The following is an 18,475-nucleotide window of genomic DNA, read 5'->3' as shown; positions in this document are numbered from 1 at the left end:
GCGTCTCGTCCACCGAATCCTGGAGTCCCCCAGTGGATCTGTTGAACAAGTACGGCAGTCAACTGATCGAGGCGTTCTGGACCACGATCCAGCTCACCGTGCTGTCCGCGATCGGCGCCTTGATCCTCGGCACGATCCTCGCCGCGATGCGAGTCTCGCCCGTCCCGATCGCGCGGGCCGTCGGCACCGCGTACGTGACGATCTTCCGCAACACGCCGTTGACCCTGATCATCCTGTTCTGCCTGTTCGGCCTCTCGCAAACCCTGGGTGTCAACCTCGCCCCGACCGATTCGGCGACCTTCCTGGTGGACAACAACTTCCGGCTCGCGGTGCTCGGCCTCAGCGTCTACACAGCCGCGTTCGTCTGTGAATCGCTGCGGTCCGGCATCAACACCGTCCACGTCGGGCAGTCGGAGGCGGGCCGTTCGCTGCGCCTGACGTTCGCCCAGAATCTGCGGCTGATCGTGCTGCCCCAGGCGTTCCGCGCCGTCATCGCACCGCTCGGCAGCGTGCTCATCGCCCTGACGAAGAACTCGACGATCGCGTCCGTGATCGGTGTGGCCGAGGCATCACTGCTCATGAAGTCCATGATCGAGACCGAAGCGGCGATCTTCCTCGTCGGCGGGATCTTCGCGCTCGGCTTCGTGATTCTCACCCTTCCCATGGGCCTGCTGTTCGGCTGGCTCGGAAAGCGCTACGAGGTGGCCCGATGAGCGCCCGCGCAACCGTCCTCTACGACGCACCCGGCCCGCGGGCCCGCGCCACCTACCATGCGATCTCCGCGCTCGTCGTCGTCCTACTCGTCGCGGCCGGTTACGTCGTGTACCGCGCGCTGGACAGCAAGGGGCAGCTGACCGCGGCCAAATGGGACCCGTTCACCGAGTCGACGTCGTGGACGACCTATCTGCTGCCCGGTATCCGCGGCACCCTGATCGCCGCCGCGCTGTCGATTGTGCTGGCGCTGGTTCTCGGGTTCGCCCTCGGCATCGGCCGGCTGTCCGATCATCGCTGGATGCGGCTGGTGTGCGGCACGATCGTCGAATTGTTCCGGGCCGTGCCGGTGCTGATTCTGATGATCTTCCTGTATCAGATCTTCGCCGAGTATCGGGTGTTCAAATCGTCCTACCTCGCACTCGCCGCGGTGGTCACGGGCCTGACTCTCTACAACGGCTCGGTGATCGCGGAGCTGGTGCGTGCCGGTATCCGGTCGCTGCCGCGCGGCCAGTCCGAGGCGGCAGGCGCCCTGGGGATGCGCAAGAACCAGATCATGCGCCTGATCCTGCTGCCGCAGGCCGTCACGGTGATGCTGCCGGCGATCATCTCCCAGATGGTCGTGGCCCTGAAGGATTCGGCGCTCGGCTATCTCATCGGTTACGTCGAAGTGGTGCGATCCGGTCAGCAGCTCGGCGCGGCCTTCGGCAACTATCTGCCGTCGCTGCTGGTGGTCGCCGCGATCATGATCGTGCTGAACAGTTCCCTGACTGTACTCGCCACCAGGGTCGAGAAGCGTCTTCGGGCCGGCCGCCGCAAGAAGGGCGCCGTGATACCCGAAGAGCCCCAGACCATGCCGGTGATGGCGGTTCCCGGCATGGACATCACCGGTGACGAGAAGAGGCCGTGACGCAACCCGTCCGGCGGTGACCGGACCGCGTCAGTCGTCCGCGAGACCGTCGGAGCCGAAGTCGGCGAGTGCGCCGCGCACCACGTCGAAGGCCATGCCCTGGGAATAGCCGCGTCGTGCGAGCATCCCGACCAGCCGGCGCACGAGTTTGTCCCGCTCGGCAGCGATCTCGCGTCGATCACCCTCGGTGGGCAGCGGCGGTTGGGTGCGCAGCTTCTTGCGGACCAGATCGACCGCGCGAGCGCGTTCGTCGTCGCCGTCGATCTGATCCAAGGCCTCCGCCGCGTCCTGCTGCCCGATTCCTTTGCGGCGCAGTTCGAGTGCGATCGCGCGTTTGCCCTTGCCCGCATACAGGTGCCGGGAGCGCACCCACTGCTGGGCGAAGTCGGCATCGTCGATCAGGCCCACCGCGGCAAGCCGGTCGAGGGTCCGCTCCGCAACCTCGGCCGTGTAGCCCTTCTGTTCGAGTTTCGTGGCGAGTTCGGCACGGCTGCGGGCCCGGTCGGTCAGCAGGCGCAGGCACACGTCCTTGGCTTGCGCTTCGGTACCTCCCCCGGGCTCGGGGCGTGCGCGCCGTCGGCCCGGCCCGGCCGAAGGGGTCGGGTGCGGGTCCGGAGGCGTGGGATCGTCCATGGCCGGCACGTTAGCGGGCCCCACCGACAGCGGCGGCCGAGCCGATCCACGTGATCCAGGCATCGAGTACGACATCGGCGAGGTCCCGGTATCCCTGCACGGACGGGTGCGCCCCGTCCCCCGCCGCCGCTTCCCGGATCCACGCGGTGTCGCCGTCGAGGTGGGCGATGACCGAGCAGTACGGCACGTTCCGGACGGCACACGCACCGGCGAACAGGTCGTCGAGGTGCCTGGTGCGCGCGTTCTGCTGCTCGTCGGCGACCGGCGGCGGCCCGACGACGAGTACCAGCCAGTCGCAGGCGAGGGCGTCGTCGAGGATCGCGGTGAGGTTGGTCACCGAGTCCTTGGGCCGCACCCGCGTCGAATCCCCTTGCTGTGTCGTGTCGTTGACACCGAAGGAGAAGACGAGCCGATTGTCACATCCATCCGGAAAGCGGCGGCGGGCCTCGTGTGACCAGCGGGCCCGAACGTCGGCGGTCGTGTCGCGGCGGACACCGAGGTTGTAGACGGTGAAGTCGATGTCGCCGAGCACCGGTCGGGCATGCTCGGCGAGCAGACCCGCCCAGCCGCGGTGAGCGGGATCGCCGACCCCTGCGACGAACGAATCACCGAAGAAACACAATCGAATCGGCCGCGCAGTCATGGCGGCCATGATGCCAGGGTGGTGGGCGCGGTCGACGACCGCGCCCACCCGAGGCACTCGTGCGTCAGAAGTCGGCGGCTTCCTCGCCGTCGGCGGTGACGACGGCGCCGATGCCGAGCTTCTCCTTGATCTTCTTCTCGATCTCGTCGCGGATATCGGTGTTCTCGAGCAGGAACTTGCGGGCGTTCTCCTTGCCCTGGCCGAGCTGGTCGCCCTCGTACGTGTACCAGGATCCGGACTTGCGGACGATGCCCTGTTCGACGCCCATGTCGATGAGCGAGCCCTCCTTGGAGATGCCCTGGCCGTACAGGATGTCGAACTCAGCCTGCTTGAACGGCGGCGAAACCTTGTTCTTGACGACCTTGACGCGGGTGCGGTTGCCGACGGCGTCGCCGCCGTCCTTGAGCGTCTCGATCCGCCGCACGTCCAGCCGGACGGAGGCGTAGAACTTCAAAGCCTTACCGCCCGTGGTTGTTTCGGGCGAACCGAACATGACGCCGATCTTCTCGCGCAGCTGATTGATGAAGATCGCGGTGGTGCCGGAGTTGTTGAGGGCACCGGTCATCTTGCGGAGCGCCTGGCTCATGAGGCGGGCCTGCAGACCGACATGGCTGTCGCCCATCTCACCCTCGATCTCGGCGCGCGGCACGAGCGCCGCGACCGAGTCCACGACGATGATGTCGAGCGCGCCGGAGCGGATCAGCATGTCCGCGATCTCGAGCGCCTGCTCACCGGTGTCCGGCTGGGACACCAGCAGCGCGTCGGTGTCCACACCGAGCTTGCGAGCGTACTCGGGATCGAGTGCGTGCTCGGCGTCGATGAACGCGGCGATGCCGCCGTTGGCCTGCGCATTGGCAACCGCGTGCAGCGCGACCGTGGTCTTACCGGAGGATTCCGGCCCGTAGATCTCGACGACGCGGCCGCGAGGCAGACCGCCGATACCGAGTGCGACATCGAGCGCGATCGATCCGGTCGGGATCACCGCGATCGGCTGGTGAGCCTCCTCCCCCAGTCGCATCACGGAGCCCTTGCCGAAACTCTTGTCGATCTGCGCGAGGGCGAGCTCGAGTGCCTTCTCGCGGTCGTGTGCCTGTGCTGCCATCGTGGTCCCCTTCATCGAATCTCGTCCTGCTTGTCGACGACGTTAGAGCCCGGCACCGACAAGTTCGTCGTGGCGACCGGTGAGCCGCCGGATCTGTGGATCGATCCGCCGCCTGTGGACAACTACGCCACCGTGCACGACACCAGCATAGGCGAACAATTGTTCGAACGGTGCGGTTCCCGCTCGTCGCGTCAACGGCGCGAGGGTGGGACGTCGAACTCCTCGCACAGGGCGCGCCACACCTCCCGCGGCTCCTGACCTGCCTCGATCGCCTCGGCCGGGGTGAGACCCCCGAGCGAGAGGATCACGTGGTCGCGGAGCAACGCGTCGCCGTGGAGCTGCCCGAATTCGATCCGGACGAGCTCGTGGAATTCCGTCAATCGCACCCCGCCCACGGTAGTGGGCGGCGACGCATCACGTCGAAACGGTCGCGCCGACGACCTGTCCGGCCGGCAGCACAGGTGTGCTCAGCCCGCCACCTCACGGCAGATCCCCACGGGGTCCTCGACCCGGTTCGCGGTCGCGGCGGCACTACGGGCGGCGGCCGCGAACCGCTTCTCGCTCAGGATCGTCTCGATCGCGGTGAGCACCGCCACGGAATCGAGCGGGCGCACCACCACCGCGCTGCCCTGCCGAGCCGCCCGGTTGGCCAGCTCCCACTGATCGCCCCCACCGGGCACGATCACCGCAGGCACGCCGGCACTCAACGCCTTCGCGAGCATCCCGTGGCCGCCGCCGCACACCACCACGTCGGCCTGCTCGAGCAGGAGGTCCTGGCGGCCCCGGCCCGCGACCGCCCAGTCCGGCAGTGCCCCGTCGGCCCCGTCGAGCATCGTCGCCGCAACACGCATCCCGGTTCCGTCCAGCGCGGTGCACACGGCGTCGAGCATGCCCACGACACCTGTGGTCGCCGTGGACGGGGCGACCATCACCAACGGGCCGGTGCCGGGCGGCGGGGTCAGCACGGTCTCGGTCGGTTCCCACAGCAGCGGGCCCACCAGATGTGCATTCGCCGGCCAATCGGGTCGCGGCACCTCGAGAGCCGGCAGCGTCGCGATCAGACGCGCGGCGGGTCCCGGATCCTGCTCGGCCAGGCCGATACCCAACCGCGCGGCGCTGCGTTCGTGGTCACCCTGCCGTATCGAGCGGGCGGTCATGCGGCGCAGCAGGGCGTCCCGGGCTCGGCCGCGGATCCCGCGCCCGGGCGCGAGACCGCTTCCGATCGGCGGCAGGCCGCGTGAGGGCAGATACAGCGGGTGCGGGGACAGCTCGACCCAGGGGATGCCGAGCCGTTCGGCGGCCATGCCCCCTCCGGCGGTGATGACGTCCGAGACGACCAGGTCCGGCAGCAGCGCGCTCAGATCCGGCAGGAGCTCGGTCGCGATGTGTGCGGCGCGAGCGTGGAGCCTGGCACCGGCGTCACCGTCGTCGTCGCCGGGCCGCGGATCGAGCCCCTTGAGCAGCGCGAACGTGACACCCGGAATCTCGGTGCCCAGCCAGCGCTCGCCGGTGAACAGGATCGGATCGTCTCCCGCGTCCGCCAGCCGCCGGCACAGCTCGATCGCCGGGATCGCATGTCCGGCATCAGGTCCGGCCACCACCGCAACTCGCATCGACACAGCCTGTCACATCAGGCCGCCCGTCCCACCCCCTGCGGTCAAGCGAGTCGGTGTTCGGCGAGTACGGACAGGGCCGCCTCGTGCGCCGCGGCCCGATCGGCGGGCACGAGGCCGATGCGGGTGCGCCGGTCGAGGATGTCGTCGGCGTCGAGCGCCCCCTCGTGGGTGATCGCGAAGTCGAATTCGGCACGGCACACGTCCAGTCCGGGCGCGACCGGGTCGAGTCGCCCGGGATCGGCGGTGAGCTGCGCGGCCTCGGTCCCGTACCGGCGCACCAGGGACACCGGAGCCGGCAGCCGGGCCAGCGACGTCCGGTTCGCCGCCCCGACCAGCGGTATCCGGTGGGTGTTGCAGGGTCCGGCAGGCAGCCCGGTCGCGGCGACGGCAGCGTCCAGCGCGTCCTGGGCCATCTTCCGGTAGGTGGTCAGCTTGCCGCCGACGATGCCGATCGGACGGCCCTCGGCGCGGACGACCGCGTGCTTGCGGGACAGGTCCGCCGTGGCACCATCCCCGTCGGCCGTTCGCAGGAGCGGGCGCAGCCCGGAATAGGTGGCGAGCACGTCGTCGCGGGTCAGCGCGGTGGCGAGGGCGGTGTTGACCGTGTCGAGCAGGAAGTCGATCTCGGTGTCGGTCGCGTGCGGGACGTCGGGAATGTCGCCGGGCGCGTCCTCGTCGGTGAGGCCGAGATAGACGCGGCCGAGCTGGGCGGGCAGGGCGAACACGAACCGGTTGGTCGCGCCGGGGATCGGGACGGTGAGGGCCGCGGTGGGATGTCCGAGGACGGCCGCGTCCAGGACCAGGTGGGTGCCGCGGCTGGGGCGCAGCGCGATCGAGGGATCGACGTGGCCGGCCCACACGCCCGCCGCGTTGATCACCGCCCGGGCCCGCACCGTGAAATCGCCGCCGGTGATCTCGTCGTGCAGGACCGCCGTCTCGGCGGTGGCGGCGTGCGCGGAGACGCGGGTGAGGATGCGTGCACCGAAGGTCGCGGCGGTGCGGGCGAGTGCGACGACGAGCCGGGCATCGTCGACGAGTTGTCCGTCGTGGGCGAGCAGGCCCCCGCGGAGTCCGTCGCGGCGCACCGCCGGGACGAGGGCGGCGGCACGGTCCGCGTCCACCCGGCACGACCGCGGCAGCAACGCCGCGGGGGTGCGGGCCGCCGCACGCAACGCGTCTCCGGCGAGGAAACCCGCCCGGACCAGGGCGGATTCACCGCGGCCGACGGACGGAAGCAGCGGGACGAGTTGCGGCATCGACCGGATCAGGTGCGGGGCGACGACGGTCATGAGGAGTCCGCGTTCGACGGCGCTCTCGTGCGCGATCCCGACGTTGCCGGTCGCGAGGTAACGCAGTCCGCCGTGGACGAGTTTCGAACTCCACCGGCTGGTCCCGAACGCAAGGTCGTGGCGTTCAGCGAGGACGACGCTCAGTCCGCGGGCGGCGGCGTCGAGCGCGACACCGGCACCGGTGACCCCGCCGCCGATCACCAGGACGTCGACGGTGGGGTCGTCGGCGAGCCGGTCGAGTTCGTGGTGGCGGCGCGCCGCGGACAGCGCGCCGGATCCGGGTCCGGTCACGGTGGTCCTTCCTGGACGGGGGTCAGATAGGCGTCGACGGCGTGGCCGAGTTCGGCCAGCAGGTCGCCGCGGGCTGTCGTGTCGGCGACGGCACGTGCCGACTGGACCACCGATTGCGCGGTGAGCAGCACCATCACGGCGATCCGGTGCGGATCGCCGGTGCGGATCGATCCGTCGCGCTGACCGTCGGCGACGCCGACGGTCAGGGTGTCCAGCAGCATTCGCTGGCTGGTGCCGAGCCGGTCGACGATGTAGGTGGTGAGCACGTCCGGGTCGGTGCTGCGGATCTTCTCGAACAGCGGGTGGGAGCCGATCGCGTCGGCGGTGGTCACGACCGCGCGGACGAGCCGGTCCCGCGCCGGGCCGCCGCCGGCCGGCTCGGGGGCGACCCGGCGGATCTCGCGGGTGAGCAGGTCCGCGACGATCGCGCGGGTGTCCGGCCAACGGCGATAGACGGTCGGGCGGCTGACGCCGGCGCGGCGGGCGACCTCGGCGAGCGTGGTGCGGCGCAGCCCGAAGTCGAGCACGCAGGAGTAGGCGGCGTCGAGGATCTGGTCCTCGATCGGGACCGTCCCGCGCGGACCGGCAGTTCTTGAATCATCGTTACGGATCGACATCGTATGTAAGACTGTAACTCATGAGCGCGCCGTTCACACCGCAACGTCCCGACGAATCCCCGCCGATGGCCTGGGACGCGTGGGGGACCGAAGACCGCCGTACCGAACTCTCCGCGCCGGTGCGCAACCTGCTCGAGCAGGCGCTCGGCGTCGACACCCGCCGCGACCGCGACCTTCCCGAATCCGATGTGCGGTTGACCGTGAGCCGGCTGCGGACCGAGCACCGCGACGGGCTCACCCGCATCGTCGGCGACGACCACCTCGCCGACGACGACGCGGCCCGGCTGCGGCACGCGGGCGGCAAGAGCACCCTCGACCTGCTGCGCAGGCACAGCCGCGCGGAGCAGGACGCACCCGATGCGGTGCTCTTCCCGGGCAGCCACGACGAGGTCCTCGCCGTGCTCGCCTACTGCACGGCCGAAGCGATCGCGGTGGTTCCGTTCGGCGGCGGCACCAGCGTCGTCGGCGGTGTCGATCCGGTGTCCGGCCCCTTCGACGAGGTGGTCGCTGTCGACCTGCGCCGGCTGACCGCGCTGACGGACCTCGACCCGGTGTCCGGGCTGGCGACCCTGCAGGCCGGCGCGACCGGACCCCAGGCCGAGCAAGTGCTGGCCGCGCACGGTTTCTCGCTCGGCCACTTTCCTCAGAGCTACCGGCACGCCACCCTCGGCGGGTTCGCGGTCACCCGGTCCGCAGGCCAGGCGTCGGCCGGCTACGGGCGGTTCGAGGACATGGTCGACCACCTCGTCGTCGCGACACCGCAGGGCACCGTGCGGGCGGGCCGGGCGCCGGCGTCCGCGGCGGGTCCCGACCTGCGCCGGGTGTTCCTCGGCTCGGAGGGCACGCTCGGCATCGTCACCGAGATCGGGGTGCGCATTCATCCCCTGCCCGCGACCACCGCGTTCCGGGCGTGGTCGTTCCCCGATTTCGCGACCGGCGCGGCGGCGTTGCGCGCACTCGCGCAGACCGGCGCTCTGCCGACGGTGCTGCGACTGTCGGACGAGGCCGAAACCGGCATGAATCTCGCACTGCACCAGAGCATCGGCGGTGACGCTCCCGGCGGCTGCCTGGCGGTGACCACCGTCGAGGGCACCGAGGCGCATGTGCAGGCCCGCGCCGGCGAGGTCGCGGCGTTGCTCGCGGCATCCGGCGGCACCGATCTCGGGGACGGACCGGCCCGGGCCTGGCAGCACGGCCGGTTCGACGCCCCGCACCTGCGCGACGCCCTGCTGCGCGTCGGTGCACTCGCCGAAACCCTCGAGACCGCGACGACGTGGTCCAACCTGCTGTCGCTGCGCAGCGCCGTGACCGAGGCACTCACCTCGAGCCTGACCGCCCAGGGCACGCCTCCGCTGGTGATGAGCCACATCTCCCACACCTATCCGACCGGCGCGTCGCTGTACTTCACGGTGGTGTGCGCCCAGTCCGACGACCCGATCGCGCAGTGGTCACAGGCCAAACGCGTTGCGGGCGATGCGATCGTCGCGGCGGGTGGGACCATCACCCATCACCATGCGGTCGGTCGCGACCACCTGCCGTGGCTGGAGGACGAGATCGGCGATCTCGGGCACGACGTCCTGGTCGCGGTGAAGCACGCGATCGACCCACGCGGAATCCTCAATCCTGGGAAGCTGATCGGGTGACCGGTTCCGTCACCGTCCTCACCAACCCGACCGCCCGCGACCGGCGGTCCACGGAGGTCCGCGCCGCGGCCCTGGGCCGTCTGCGCGACCTCGGATTCGCGATCACCGAGATCGCAGGTGCCTCGGCCACCGAATCGTCGGAACTTGCCGCGCAGGCCGTCGCGGACGGAACGGAGGCGCTGGTCTCGATCGGCGGCGACGGCATGACATTCCTGGCATGGCAGGCGTTGGCCGGCACCGGGATTCCGCTCGGCATCGTCCCGGCCGGAACCGGCAACGACCACGCGCGGGTTCTCGGAATCCCCACCGACCCGGTCGCAGCCGTCGACGTGATCGCCGGCGGCCGTACCCGCACGATCGATCTCGGCCGGGCAACCTCGACCGGGCTCCGACCGCTGTGGTTCGGCACGGTGCTCGCCAGCGGGTTCGATTCCCTCGTCACCGACCGCGCGAATCGGATGCGCTGGCCGCGCGGTCACCTGCGCTACAACGCCGCGACGCTGGCCGAACTCGCCAACCTGCGCCTGCTTCCCTACCGAATCACCTTGGACGGCAACACATTCGACACCGAAGCGACGATGGTGTCGGTGGGCAACTCGTCGACATACGGGGGCGGGATGCGAATCGCACCGGACGCGCGACTCGACGACGGCCTGTTCGACGTGGTCGTGGTGACCTCGGCGAGCCGGTCGCGGCTGCTACGCCTGTTCCCGACGGTCTACCGCGGCACCCACGTCGACCTCGACGAAGTGACGGTGCACCGGGCACGGTCGGTGCGGCTCGACTGCCCCGGCATCACCGCCTATGCCGACGGCGAACGCATCGGGCCGCTGCCCGTCGACATCGACTCCGTGCCCGACGCCGGATGCGTCTTCGTGCCCTAGCGGAATGTCGCGGCGAGACCGCGTCCTCGAAGACGAGCGGAGCGGCACCTGTGCCGCCACGGCCGGCGGATCGTCCTCAGGCCAGCGGCCAGACGATGAGGGTCTTCCAGGTACCGGGGTCGGTGCTCGGGTCGCTCAGGTACGACTCCCACATTCCCTCGGCCAGCGTCAGGCCCTGGGCGCCGGTCCAGGCCATCAGCTCTCCGTAGGTCTGCTCGAGCGTCTCGTAGGGGCCGACGTGGGTGCCGGTGACCACCCGCCCGGCCGGGAGCTCGAAGGGCTCGACCTCACCGTCGGGGGTGATCGGTCCGGCCACCGGGAAGCCGACGACAACCTCGACTGTCTCGGCCGGCATCCGTGGGTAGTAGCCGAACGGTGGCCCGACGATCGCGATGCCTTGAGTCTCGACCGTGCGCATGATCGCCGCGAATCCTCGCTCGAAGACCGTACTCAGTTCCGCCATCGGCACTTCGGACCTGATGCCTGCCGCGGTTCGGGGTTCGATCGTCTCCACGGTGAAGGTCGTCATGCTCGGCTCCTCTCGGGACGGTGGCTCCATTGGACCACGGCGCCACCGGACGAGCACGAACCGTCGTGAGCACGAGCAGGCGTCCGCCGGCCGCCGGAGAGCGCGAAGGCGGCGTAGCATCCGATCCGGACTTTCCCGGGGCCGACAGCACAGTCTCCGGGAAAGAGACGGGTCCCTCACCCCAGGTCGGCGGAGACGCATCGGCCCGGATGGGCAAGGAGGCGCTGTGCAGGCACATCATGATCCGCCGGCGCTCCGGAACGGCGGTCTCACCAGCAGCGATGCGGCCGCGAGGCTGATCAGGGACGGACCGAACCAACTCCCTACCGCGCACCGGGTGCCGTGGTGGCGCAGGCTGGTCGCGCAGCTGACGCATTTCTTCGCGCTGCTGTTGTGGTTCGCCTCCGCGCTCGCGTTCGTCGCGGGCATGCCGGAACTGGGCATCGCCGTGATCGTGGTGATCGCGGTCAACGGCATCTTCGCGTTCGTGCAGCAGGAACGCGCGGAGAAGGCCGCCGAACGCCTGGGCGAGTTGCTGCCCACCACCATCGTGGTGCGGCGCGACGGCGCGCTGCGCACCGTCGACGCCCGCGACCTGGTGGTCGGCGACCTCGTCGTGCTCGCCGGTGGCGACCGGGTCCCGGCCGATCTCAGGCTCACGGTCGCGGGCCGCTGCACCTTCGACGAATCGACCCTCACCGGGGAGAGTGAACCGGTGCTCCGCCGAACCGGCGCGGACGTGTTCGCGGGGACCTTCGTCGCCGAGGGCGAATCGGAGGGCGTCGTGACCGCCACGGGTGCGAACACCCGGCTTGCCGGTATCGCGGCCCTGACCACTGCGGTGCGGCGCCCACCCGGTCCGCTCGACCTGGAGATCCAGCGGATCGTCCGGATCCTCGCGTTCGGTTCCGTCGGCGTCGGCGCGGTGTTCTTCGCCGTCTCCATCCTGGTGGGAATCTCCTGGCAGGATGCCTTCCTCTTCGCGGTGGGCATCACCGTTGCGCTGGTGCCCGAGGGCCTGCTGCCCACGGTGACGCTGTCACTCGCGCTCGGGGCGCAGCGCATGGCCCGGGACAACGCGCTGGTACGCAACCTCGAGGCCGTCGAAACTCTCGGATCGACGACGTTCATCTGTACCGACAAGACCGGCACCCTCACCGAGAACCGGATGAACGTCGTCGAGGCCTGGACATCCGCCGGGACGGTCACGGTACGCGGGGAGGGGTACGCGCCCACCGGCACGGTGGCCGGCCCCGAGCCCGCGGTGGCGGCGGCCGCCACCGCGGGGCTCGCCGGTGCGGCCGCATCGAAGGGCGGAATCACCTTCGAGGGCGACGAGTGGCGCGCGGTCGGTGATCCGATGGAGGCGGCCATCGCCGCGTTCGCCGCCCGCCTCGCCGGCTCCGACGCACAGCCCGGGCCGGTCACCCTCCGGTTCGTGTTCGATCCCCGACGCCGCCGCGAATCGGTGGTTGTGGACGGGCAACTGCTCCTCAAGGGAGCACCGGACGCGGTGCTATCGCGCTGCGCCGACCGCGGCGAGCGGATCGATCGGGCGGAGGCGGCGCTGGCGGACATGGCGTCCCGAGGCCTGCGGGTACTCGCCGTCGCTCGCCGGGCCCTGACCGATCCCGGTGCGATGACCGACCCGGATCTCGCGGAACGCGACCTCGAACTCCTCGGGTTGCTGGGCATGGAGGATCCGCCGCGGAGCGCAGTCCCGGCCGCTCTGCAGGCCGCCCGCGGCGCCGGCATCAAGATCGCGATGCTCACCGGTGACCACCCGGAGACAGCGCGCGCCATTGCCCGCGAGATCGGCCTGCTCGGCGTGGAGGGCAAGGTGGTGCAGGGCAAGGATCTCCCCGAGGACGATCAGATGCTCGGTGCCATGCTCGACCGCGACGGCATCGTGATCAGCCGGGTCTCCCCGGAGCAGAAGTTGCGCGTCGCAAAAGCCCTGCAGGACCGCGGACATGTCGTCGCGATGACCGGCGACGGAGTCAACGACGGGCCCGCCCTGCGACAGGCCGACATCGGGGTGGCGATGGGTGAGGGCGGCACAGACGTCGCGCGCGAGGCCGCGGACCTGGTGCTGCTCGACGACGACTTCACGACCATCCTGACCGCGGTCGAACAGGGCCGGGCCACCTACGCCAACATTCGCCGCTTCTTCAGCTATCACCTGACCTCGAACGTCGCCGAGTTGACGCCGTTCGCGCTGTGGGGTCTGTCCGGCGGGCAGTTCCCCCTCGCCCTCGGGGTGCTGCAGATTCTGTGCATCGACATCGGAACCGATCTGCTGCCGGCGCTGGCCCTCGGTGGCGAACCTCCGAGCCGGAACACCCTCGAGCGACCACCGGAAAAGCGGCATCTCGTCGATCGGACCCTGCTGGTCCGGGTGTTCGGTGTCCTCGGGCCGATCGAAGCGATCGTCGAGATGAGCGCGTTCCTCGTGGCGCTGCTGGTCGCGGGTTGGCGTCCCGGAAGTGAATTCCCCACCGGACCAGCACTTCTCGCGGCGTCGGGGGCAGCGTTCGCGGCGGTCGTCCTGGGGCAGGTGGGCGCCGCGTTCGCCTGCCGCAGCGCGTCGCGGCCGCCGTGGCAGCTCGGGTGGGGCTCGAATCGGCTGCTGCTGTGGGCCGTGCTCGTCGAACTCGTCGCACTGGTCGTCTTTCTGGGGGTTGCCCCGGTCGCCGCCGTGCTGGGCCACGCTGTTCCGCCGTGGGAGGCGCTGGGCGTCGCACTGCTGGGCATCCCCGCGATCCTCACCGCGGACTTCGTGTACAAGACGGTCCGCAGCCGCCGGCGGTGATCCCGGCGGGACGCCCCCCGGATGCGGTCCGGCGCTCTCACCTCCGGCCGGAGGTACCGGCCTACCGAGGTGCTCGCACTGCACTTCCTCGGTCGACCCGGCCAGTCGCCGGTTCCGAGCCGGGTACCCCTGGATTCTTCGGGGAGGTCCTCGACCGGTATCGAGACTCCGGCCTATCCGAACGTGTACAGCTCGAACCCGGCGGCGTGGGCGGCGCCGAACCCGGGCAACGGGCCCGATGCCCTGGTCACCTGGGCGCGCGCCTGCTCCTCGACGGGCACATCGCTCAGCGCGGCGAGGTAACGCCGGTGCGCGGCGAGCGAGGCGACCGCGATCTCGACCGTGTCGGTGACATCCACGGCGTGTGTCGGTGTGGTGGTGTTGACCGCGACCCACCGCACTCCGGTCCACGGTGCGAGCCCCTGTTCGGTCAGTTCCGGGAAGATCCACTCGTTGGCGGCATCGGCGACCGCGTCGAGCACGCTGAGCCCGAGCGCGCGGTGATCGGCGCTGTTGAGGATCCCCGGGAACCAGGTGAGCCCGAAGTTTCCGGTGACCACCAGGTGCGGGCGGTGCCGTCGGATCGCGGCGGCGATGTCGCGCCGCAGGTCGGGTCCGGCGACGAGCGTGCCGTCCCGGCGGCCGAGGAATTCGACCTGCTCGACACCGACGATCCGTGCCGACTCCCGCTCCTCCGCTTCGCGCAGCGGCCCGCATTCCGCCGGCGGCAGACCGGCGATGCCCGCCTCGCCGCTGGTGGCCAGCACGTACCGGATGTCCTTGCCCTGACCGGTCCATCGCGCGACCGCGGCGGCCGCGCCGTATTCGATGTCGTCGGGATGTGCGGCGATCACCAATCCGCGTTCCCAGTCCTCCGGTATCGATTCCATACCGTCCACTATCTGCGAAGAAACCGCCCCGCGGGGGCGCTCGCCCATACTGATGATCATGTCGTGGTCCGGGGTCGCCGATGCGGTCCTCGACGTACAGCTGATCACCACCGCCGCGGCGGTGACGTTCTGGTGTCTGACCGTGCTCGGCCTCGCGGTGCTCGTGGCCCGCCGGGATCGGCGCTGGGTGGCCATCGGCATCCCCGTCGCGATCACGGGGGCGCTGGTTCCGACCGGGCTCGCGGCCGTCCTGATCGAGCGGGTGTGGCGACCGTTCCCGGATCCCTTGCCGCACGCCGTGTACTGGTGGTCCGCGACCGCGGTTCTCGCCGTCGCACTGCTGATCACCCGATGGCCGTTCCGCCGCCGGGACCGCCCGCGCGTTCCGGTCGCGGTGGGCCTCGTCGTCGCGGCGGCGCTGGCGGTCGCAGCGGCGGCGGGACAGATCAACCTGATCTTCGATGCCTACCCGACGGTCCGATCCGCACTCGGCATACCCGAATTCCGCACGGTTCCTCTCACCGACGCGCAGGCCCGGACGGCGACGACCGTGCGCGGTACACCGCTGTCGGCGCAGTGGTCGCCGCCGCCGGACATGCCGTCGTCGGGCGCGGTCGTCTCGGCACCGATCCCCGCGGCGACATCCGGGTTCCCGGCGCGCGAGGCACACATCTACCTGCCCCCGGCCTATTCCACCGATCCTCGTCCCACGCTGCCCGTGCTGGTCCTGCTCGCGGGACAGCCCGGCAGCACCGACGACTGGCTCGTCGGCGGACGCCTGACGCAGACGATGGACGCGTTCGCCGCCGCGCACGACGGACTCGCCCCGGTGGTGGTGCTCGCCGACGGCACCGGCGGACAGTTCGCCAACCCGCTGTGCATGGATTCACGCCTGGGCAACGCCGCCTCCTACCTGACCGTCGACGTACCCGCGTGGGTGAAGCAGAACCTTCAGGTCGATCCGGATCCACGCGCGTGGGCGGTCGGCGGGCTGTCCTACGGCGGCACGTGCGCGCTGCAGTTGGCGACCGTCCGGCCCGACGTGTATCCGACGTTCCTCGACATCTCCGGGCAGGCCGAGCCCACCCTCGGCGACCGCGGCCGCACCGTCCAGGAAGCGTTCGGTGGCGACGCCGCGGCCTTTTCCCGCAACAACCCGGCGGACCTGCTCGCCCACAACAGCTACCCGGGCAGCGCGGGGGCGTTCGTCGTCGGTCTCGACGATCGGGAATACCGCGGCGGCATCGAGCGGCTCGCCGACGCGGCGCGCGCCGCCGGCATGGACGTGCATTTGACGGAACTACCCGGGGGCCACACCTTTTCACTGTGGTCCGCCGCACTCGAGAAGGAGCTGCCGTGGCTGAGCCGGCGACTGGGTCTCACGTCCTGACCACACGGCGCGTGCTCGGTGGGCCCGCGCGGCGCACGGCGACAGCACTGCGCCGCGCACCGGCTTCGCTGGCTCTGCTCGCCTTGTTGTGGGTGCTCGGGCTCATGACCGGCTCGCTCCGGCACGGACCGTCCCCCGACATCGCGCGGTGGGTGTCGTCGGGCGTCGAGAGCTTCGGGGACGGGCACCCGTGGGTGCTGTGGTCGTCGGGCCTGTTCGCGTCCGGCATCGTCGAGTACGTCCTCGTGACCGTCGTGGTCCTGGCGGTGGCCGTGCCCGTCGAACACCGGATCGGCACCGGACGATTCGTGGTGGCCGCCGTCGTGACGCAGGGAGTCGGTGCGGCGCTGGCGCTGCTGATCGCATTGCTCGCGTCGACCGTCCCGAACACGTGGGGCATCGAACTGCACGGGCACGTGGTCGAAGATCCTCTCGCGTGGGTGCTGGGTACGCTGCTCGCGTCGACCGCGGTGATGGACACCCTGTGGCGGCGCCGGATCCGGACGCTGGTGCTGGTGTTCCTGGTGACTGCGGCACTGTTCGCCGGGCACCTGCAGGACGTGACGCGGCTGTGTGCGGCCGTGGCCGGCGTGATTCTGGGGCCGTGGCTGTGCGGACGCTCGGCTCGGGGCCCGGCGCTCGGCGGCTCCGTCCGTGAACAGCGCACGCTGATCGCGCTGGTCGTGGCCGCGAGTGTGCTCGGCCCGATCGTGGCCGCCTTCTCGCCGCACGCGATCGGACCGCTGTCGGCGCTGCGGATGCTGTTCGACCAGGTGCCCTATTCGGCCCGCGAACTGGTGGACGTGTGTGCGGACCCGGCGCTGCACGACGAATGCCGCAAGGGGCAGCAGGCGCTGCGGCTGTCCGGGCTCGGACCGCTGATGATGAACCTGATGCCCTCGATCGTGCTGCTCGTGTCCGCGGACGGACTGCGCCGGGGGCGCCACGCCGGGTGGCTGCTGTCCGTGTGGGCCCACATCGCGCTGATCGGGACCGCCGCCGCGAGCCTCGTCGCCGAGGCCACCGAGCAGGACGAGACCCGGTCGCTGCTGTACGGGCAGCATCGGCACAGCTCGGTGTACATGGAGCTGACGCCGCTGCTGGCCCTCGTCGCGATCCTGATGGTGCTGCTGGCGAGCCGGCGACTGTTCGAGGTCCGGGCCCCGCGTGGCACCTATCCGCCGGTATGGCTGGGGACGCTCGGGGCCCTCGCCGTGGCGACGCTCGTCTACGTGGGCGCGGGTTCGCTGCTCTCCGGCGGGTTCGACCGCGATCCCGGGACATGGACCCTGCTGCGGGACATGCCGCGGCGATTGATCCCGCCGGTCTACCTCCAGCTGTTCGAGCCGCCCGTGCTTCCGCTCACGTCCGCCGCGACGCTGCTGTTCGAATGGGCCGGTGTCCTGGTGTGGCTGGTGTTCTGCGTCCTGATGCTGCGCAGCTTCCGGGTGCCGGCGCTGGGTCACGATGTCGACGCGCAACGCCGTGTCCGCCGGCTGTTGCACTCCCCCGGCGGCTCGTCCCTGTCGTGGATGACCACGTGGGACGGCAACCACTACTGGTTCTCGTCCGACGACCGGCATGCCGTCGCGTATCGCGTGCATGCGGGCGTCGCACTCACGACCTGCGATCCGATCGGCGACCGCGGGACCCTCCTCGCCGCGATCGACGAGTTCGCCGCGTTCTGCGCCGAGAACGGATGGACGCCGTGCCTGTACTCGGTCGGCGAGCCGACCGCCGTCATCGCCCGCGAACACGGTTGGACGTGTCTGCAGGTGGCCGAGGAAACCGTGATCCAGCTCGACGGACTCGCGTTCACCGGCAAGAAGTTCCAGGACGTGCGCACCGCCCTCAACCGTGCCCGCAAGGACGGCGTCACCGCCGAGTGGACGAGCCTGCACGACGCACCGCTCGCCGTCGTCGAGCAGATCGTGGCGATCTCGGAGGAATGGGTCGCCGACAAGGGCCTGCCCGAGATGGGGTTCACGCTCGGTGGTCTCGAGGAACTCCGCGACCCCGAGGTCCGGCTACTGCTGGCGATCGACGAGGACCGGCACGTCCACGCGGTCACCTCGTGGATGCCGGTCTACCGCGACGGCGCCCTCGTCGCGCTGACCCTCGACTTCATGCGGCGCCGCTCCGACGGGTTCCGCCCGTCGATGGAGTTTCTCATCGCGTCTGCCGCGTCGGCCGCCCAGGAGCAGGGGCTCGAGTACCTGAGCCTGTCCGGCGCTCCCCTGGCCGCGGCCGCACGGTCGGACGCGATGGACCGCACGACCCTCGACGCCCTCCTGGAGCTGCTCGGGCGCACCCTCGAACCGGTCTACGGGTTCCGGTCGCTGCTCGCGTTCAAGTCCAAGTTCCAGCCGGAGTACCGGCCGGTGTACATGGTCTTCCCTGATCCCGCGGCGCTGCCCGCGATCGGTGTCGCCGTGGGCCACGCCTACCTCCCCGACGTCTCGCTCGGGCAGGGGCGGCGCCTGCTCGCCCGGTTGCTGCGCAGGTGACGCACCCG

The 18,475-nt window shown here is 70.6% G+C and carries 16 protein-coding genes; 7 read left to right on the top strand and 9 right to left on the bottom strand.

Features of this window, described 5'->3' with window-relative positions; all coding sequences use genetic code 11:
- Positions 1-32 precede the first annotated feature (32 nt).
- Entirely contained in the window at positions 33-713 is a 681-nt protein-coding gene (locus RZ1_RS08690) for an amino acid ABC transporter permease (RefSeq protein ID WP_072810981.1), read from the top strand.
- Positions 710-1,621, top strand: coding sequence for an amino acid ABC transporter permease (locus tag RZ1_RS08685; RefSeq protein WP_072810979.1), 912 nt, complete (start codon positions 710-712; stop codon positions 1,619-1,621). The genes RZ1_RS08690 and RZ1_RS08685 overlap by 4 nt, the downstream gene beginning before the upstream one ends.
- Before the next feature lie 30 nt (positions 1,622-1,651).
- On the opposite strand, the gene recX is transcribed toward RZ1_RS08685, so the two are convergent.
- The 7 genes from recX to RZ1_RS08650 form a co-directional block, all read right to left on the bottom strand.
- On the bottom strand, positions 1,652-2,254 hold the full coding sequence (gene recX, locus RZ1_RS08680) for a recombination regulator RecX (protein WP_072810978.1): 603 nt from the start codon (positions 2,252-2,254) through the stop codon (positions 1,652-1,654).
- Between the two features lie 10 nt (positions 2,255-2,264).
- Complete coding sequence (locus RZ1_RS08675) at positions 2,265-2,906, bottom strand: GDSL-type esterase/lipase family protein (RefSeq protein WP_238072144.1); 642 nt, start codon at positions 2,904-2,906, stop codon at positions 2,265-2,267.
- 55 nt (positions 2,907-2,961) lie between these two features.
- Positions 2,962-3,999, bottom strand: coding sequence for a recombinase RecA (gene recA, locus RZ1_RS08670; protein ID WP_072810977.1), 1,038 nt, complete (start codon positions 3,997-3,999; stop codon positions 2,962-2,964).
- A 191-nt stretch (positions 4,000-4,190) separates the two neighbouring features.
- Positions 4,191-4,385: a DUF3046 domain-containing protein gene (locus tag RZ1_RS08665; protein WP_068162470.1), complete on the bottom strand. Its 195-nt coding sequence runs from the start codon at positions 4,383-4,385 to the stop codon at positions 4,191-4,193.
- Positions 4,386-4,466: 81 nt separating this feature from the next.
- Positions 4,467-5,612 (bottom strand): glycosyltransferase, encoded by a 1,146-nt coding sequence (locus RZ1_RS08660; RefSeq protein WP_072811030.1) that lies wholly within the window; start codon positions 5,610-5,612, stop codon positions 4,467-4,469.
- Between the two features lie 44 nt (positions 5,613-5,656).
- Positions 5,657-7,195: a glycerol-3-phosphate dehydrogenase/oxidase gene (locus RZ1_RS08655; RefSeq protein ID WP_072810976.1), complete on the bottom strand. Its 1,539-nt coding sequence runs from the start codon at positions 7,193-7,195 to the stop codon at positions 5,657-5,659.
- Positions 7,192-7,812 carry a TetR/AcrR family transcriptional regulator gene (locus tag RZ1_RS08650; protein WP_072810974.1) on the bottom strand — a complete coding sequence of 207 codons (621 nt, stop codon included), beginning with the start codon at positions 7,810-7,812 and terminating at the stop codon, positions 7,192-7,194. Before RZ1_RS08650 ends, RZ1_RS08655 begins: the two co-directional genes overlap by 4 nt.
- A gap of 20 nt (positions 7,813-7,832) precedes the next feature.
- Here RZ1_RS08650 and RZ1_RS08645 point away from each other — a divergent pair, with 20 nt between their 5' ends.
- Together RZ1_RS08645 and RZ1_RS08640 are read left to right on the top strand one after the other, a co-directional pair.
- On the top strand, positions 7,833-9,455 hold the full coding sequence (locus RZ1_RS08645; protein ID WP_072810973.1) for an FAD-binding oxidoreductase: 1,623 nt from the start codon (positions 7,833-7,835) through the stop codon (positions 9,453-9,455).
- Complete coding sequence (locus tag RZ1_RS08640) at positions 9,452-10,339, top strand: diacylglycerol kinase (RefSeq protein WP_072810971.1); 888 nt, start codon at positions 9,452-9,454, stop codon at positions 10,337-10,339. Before RZ1_RS08645 ends, RZ1_RS08640 begins: the two co-directional genes overlap by 4 nt.
- A 76-nt stretch (positions 10,340-10,415) precedes the next feature.
- Here the strand turns inward: RZ1_RS08640 and RZ1_RS08635 are convergent, their stop codons facing one another.
- The gene (locus RZ1_RS08635; RefSeq protein ID WP_072810970.1) at positions 10,416-10,868 is read right to left on the bottom strand and encodes a GyrI-like domain-containing protein; all 453 of its coding nucleotides are present in this window, start codon (positions 10,866-10,868) and stop codon (positions 10,416-10,418) included.
- Positions 10,869-11,094: 226 nt separating this feature from the next.
- Between RZ1_RS08635 and RZ1_RS08630 the strand changes: the two genes are divergently transcribed.
- Positions 11,095-13,680, top strand: a complete 2,586-nt coding sequence (locus tag RZ1_RS08630; protein WP_072810969.1) for a cation-translocating P-type ATPase — start codon at positions 11,095-11,097, stop codon at positions 13,678-13,680.
- Positions 13,681-13,853: 173 nt separating this feature from the next.
- On the opposite strand, the gene RZ1_RS08625 is transcribed toward RZ1_RS08630, so the two are convergent.
- Entirely contained in the window at positions 13,854-14,570 is a 717-nt protein-coding gene (locus RZ1_RS08625) for a PIG-L deacetylase family protein (protein WP_072810968.1), read from the bottom strand.
- Positions 14,571-14,628: 58 nt separating this feature from the next.
- Between RZ1_RS08625 and RZ1_RS08620 the strand changes: the two genes are divergently transcribed.
- Positions 14,629-15,960 (top strand): alpha/beta hydrolase, encoded by a 1,332-nt coding sequence (locus RZ1_RS08620; protein ID WP_072811028.1) that lies wholly within the window; start codon positions 14,629-14,631, stop codon positions 15,958-15,960.
- Positions 15,961-15,971: 11 nt separating this feature from the next.
- Positions 15,972-18,467, top strand: coding sequence for an MprF family protein (locus RZ1_RS08615; RefSeq protein WP_505358111.1), 2,496 nt, complete (start codon positions 15,972-15,974; stop codon positions 18,465-18,467).
- Positions 18,468-18,475 lie beyond the last annotated feature (8 nt).

The organism is Rhodococcus zopfii NBRC 100606 = JCM 9919, from assembly GCF_001895025.1.
GTDB lineage: Bacteria > Actinomycetota > Actinomycetes > Mycobacteriales > Mycobacteriaceae > Rhodococcus > Rhodococcus zopfii.
The sequence above is the reverse complement of the archived record's forward strand: the minus strand, read 5'-3'. Positions and strand labels throughout refer to the sequence as shown.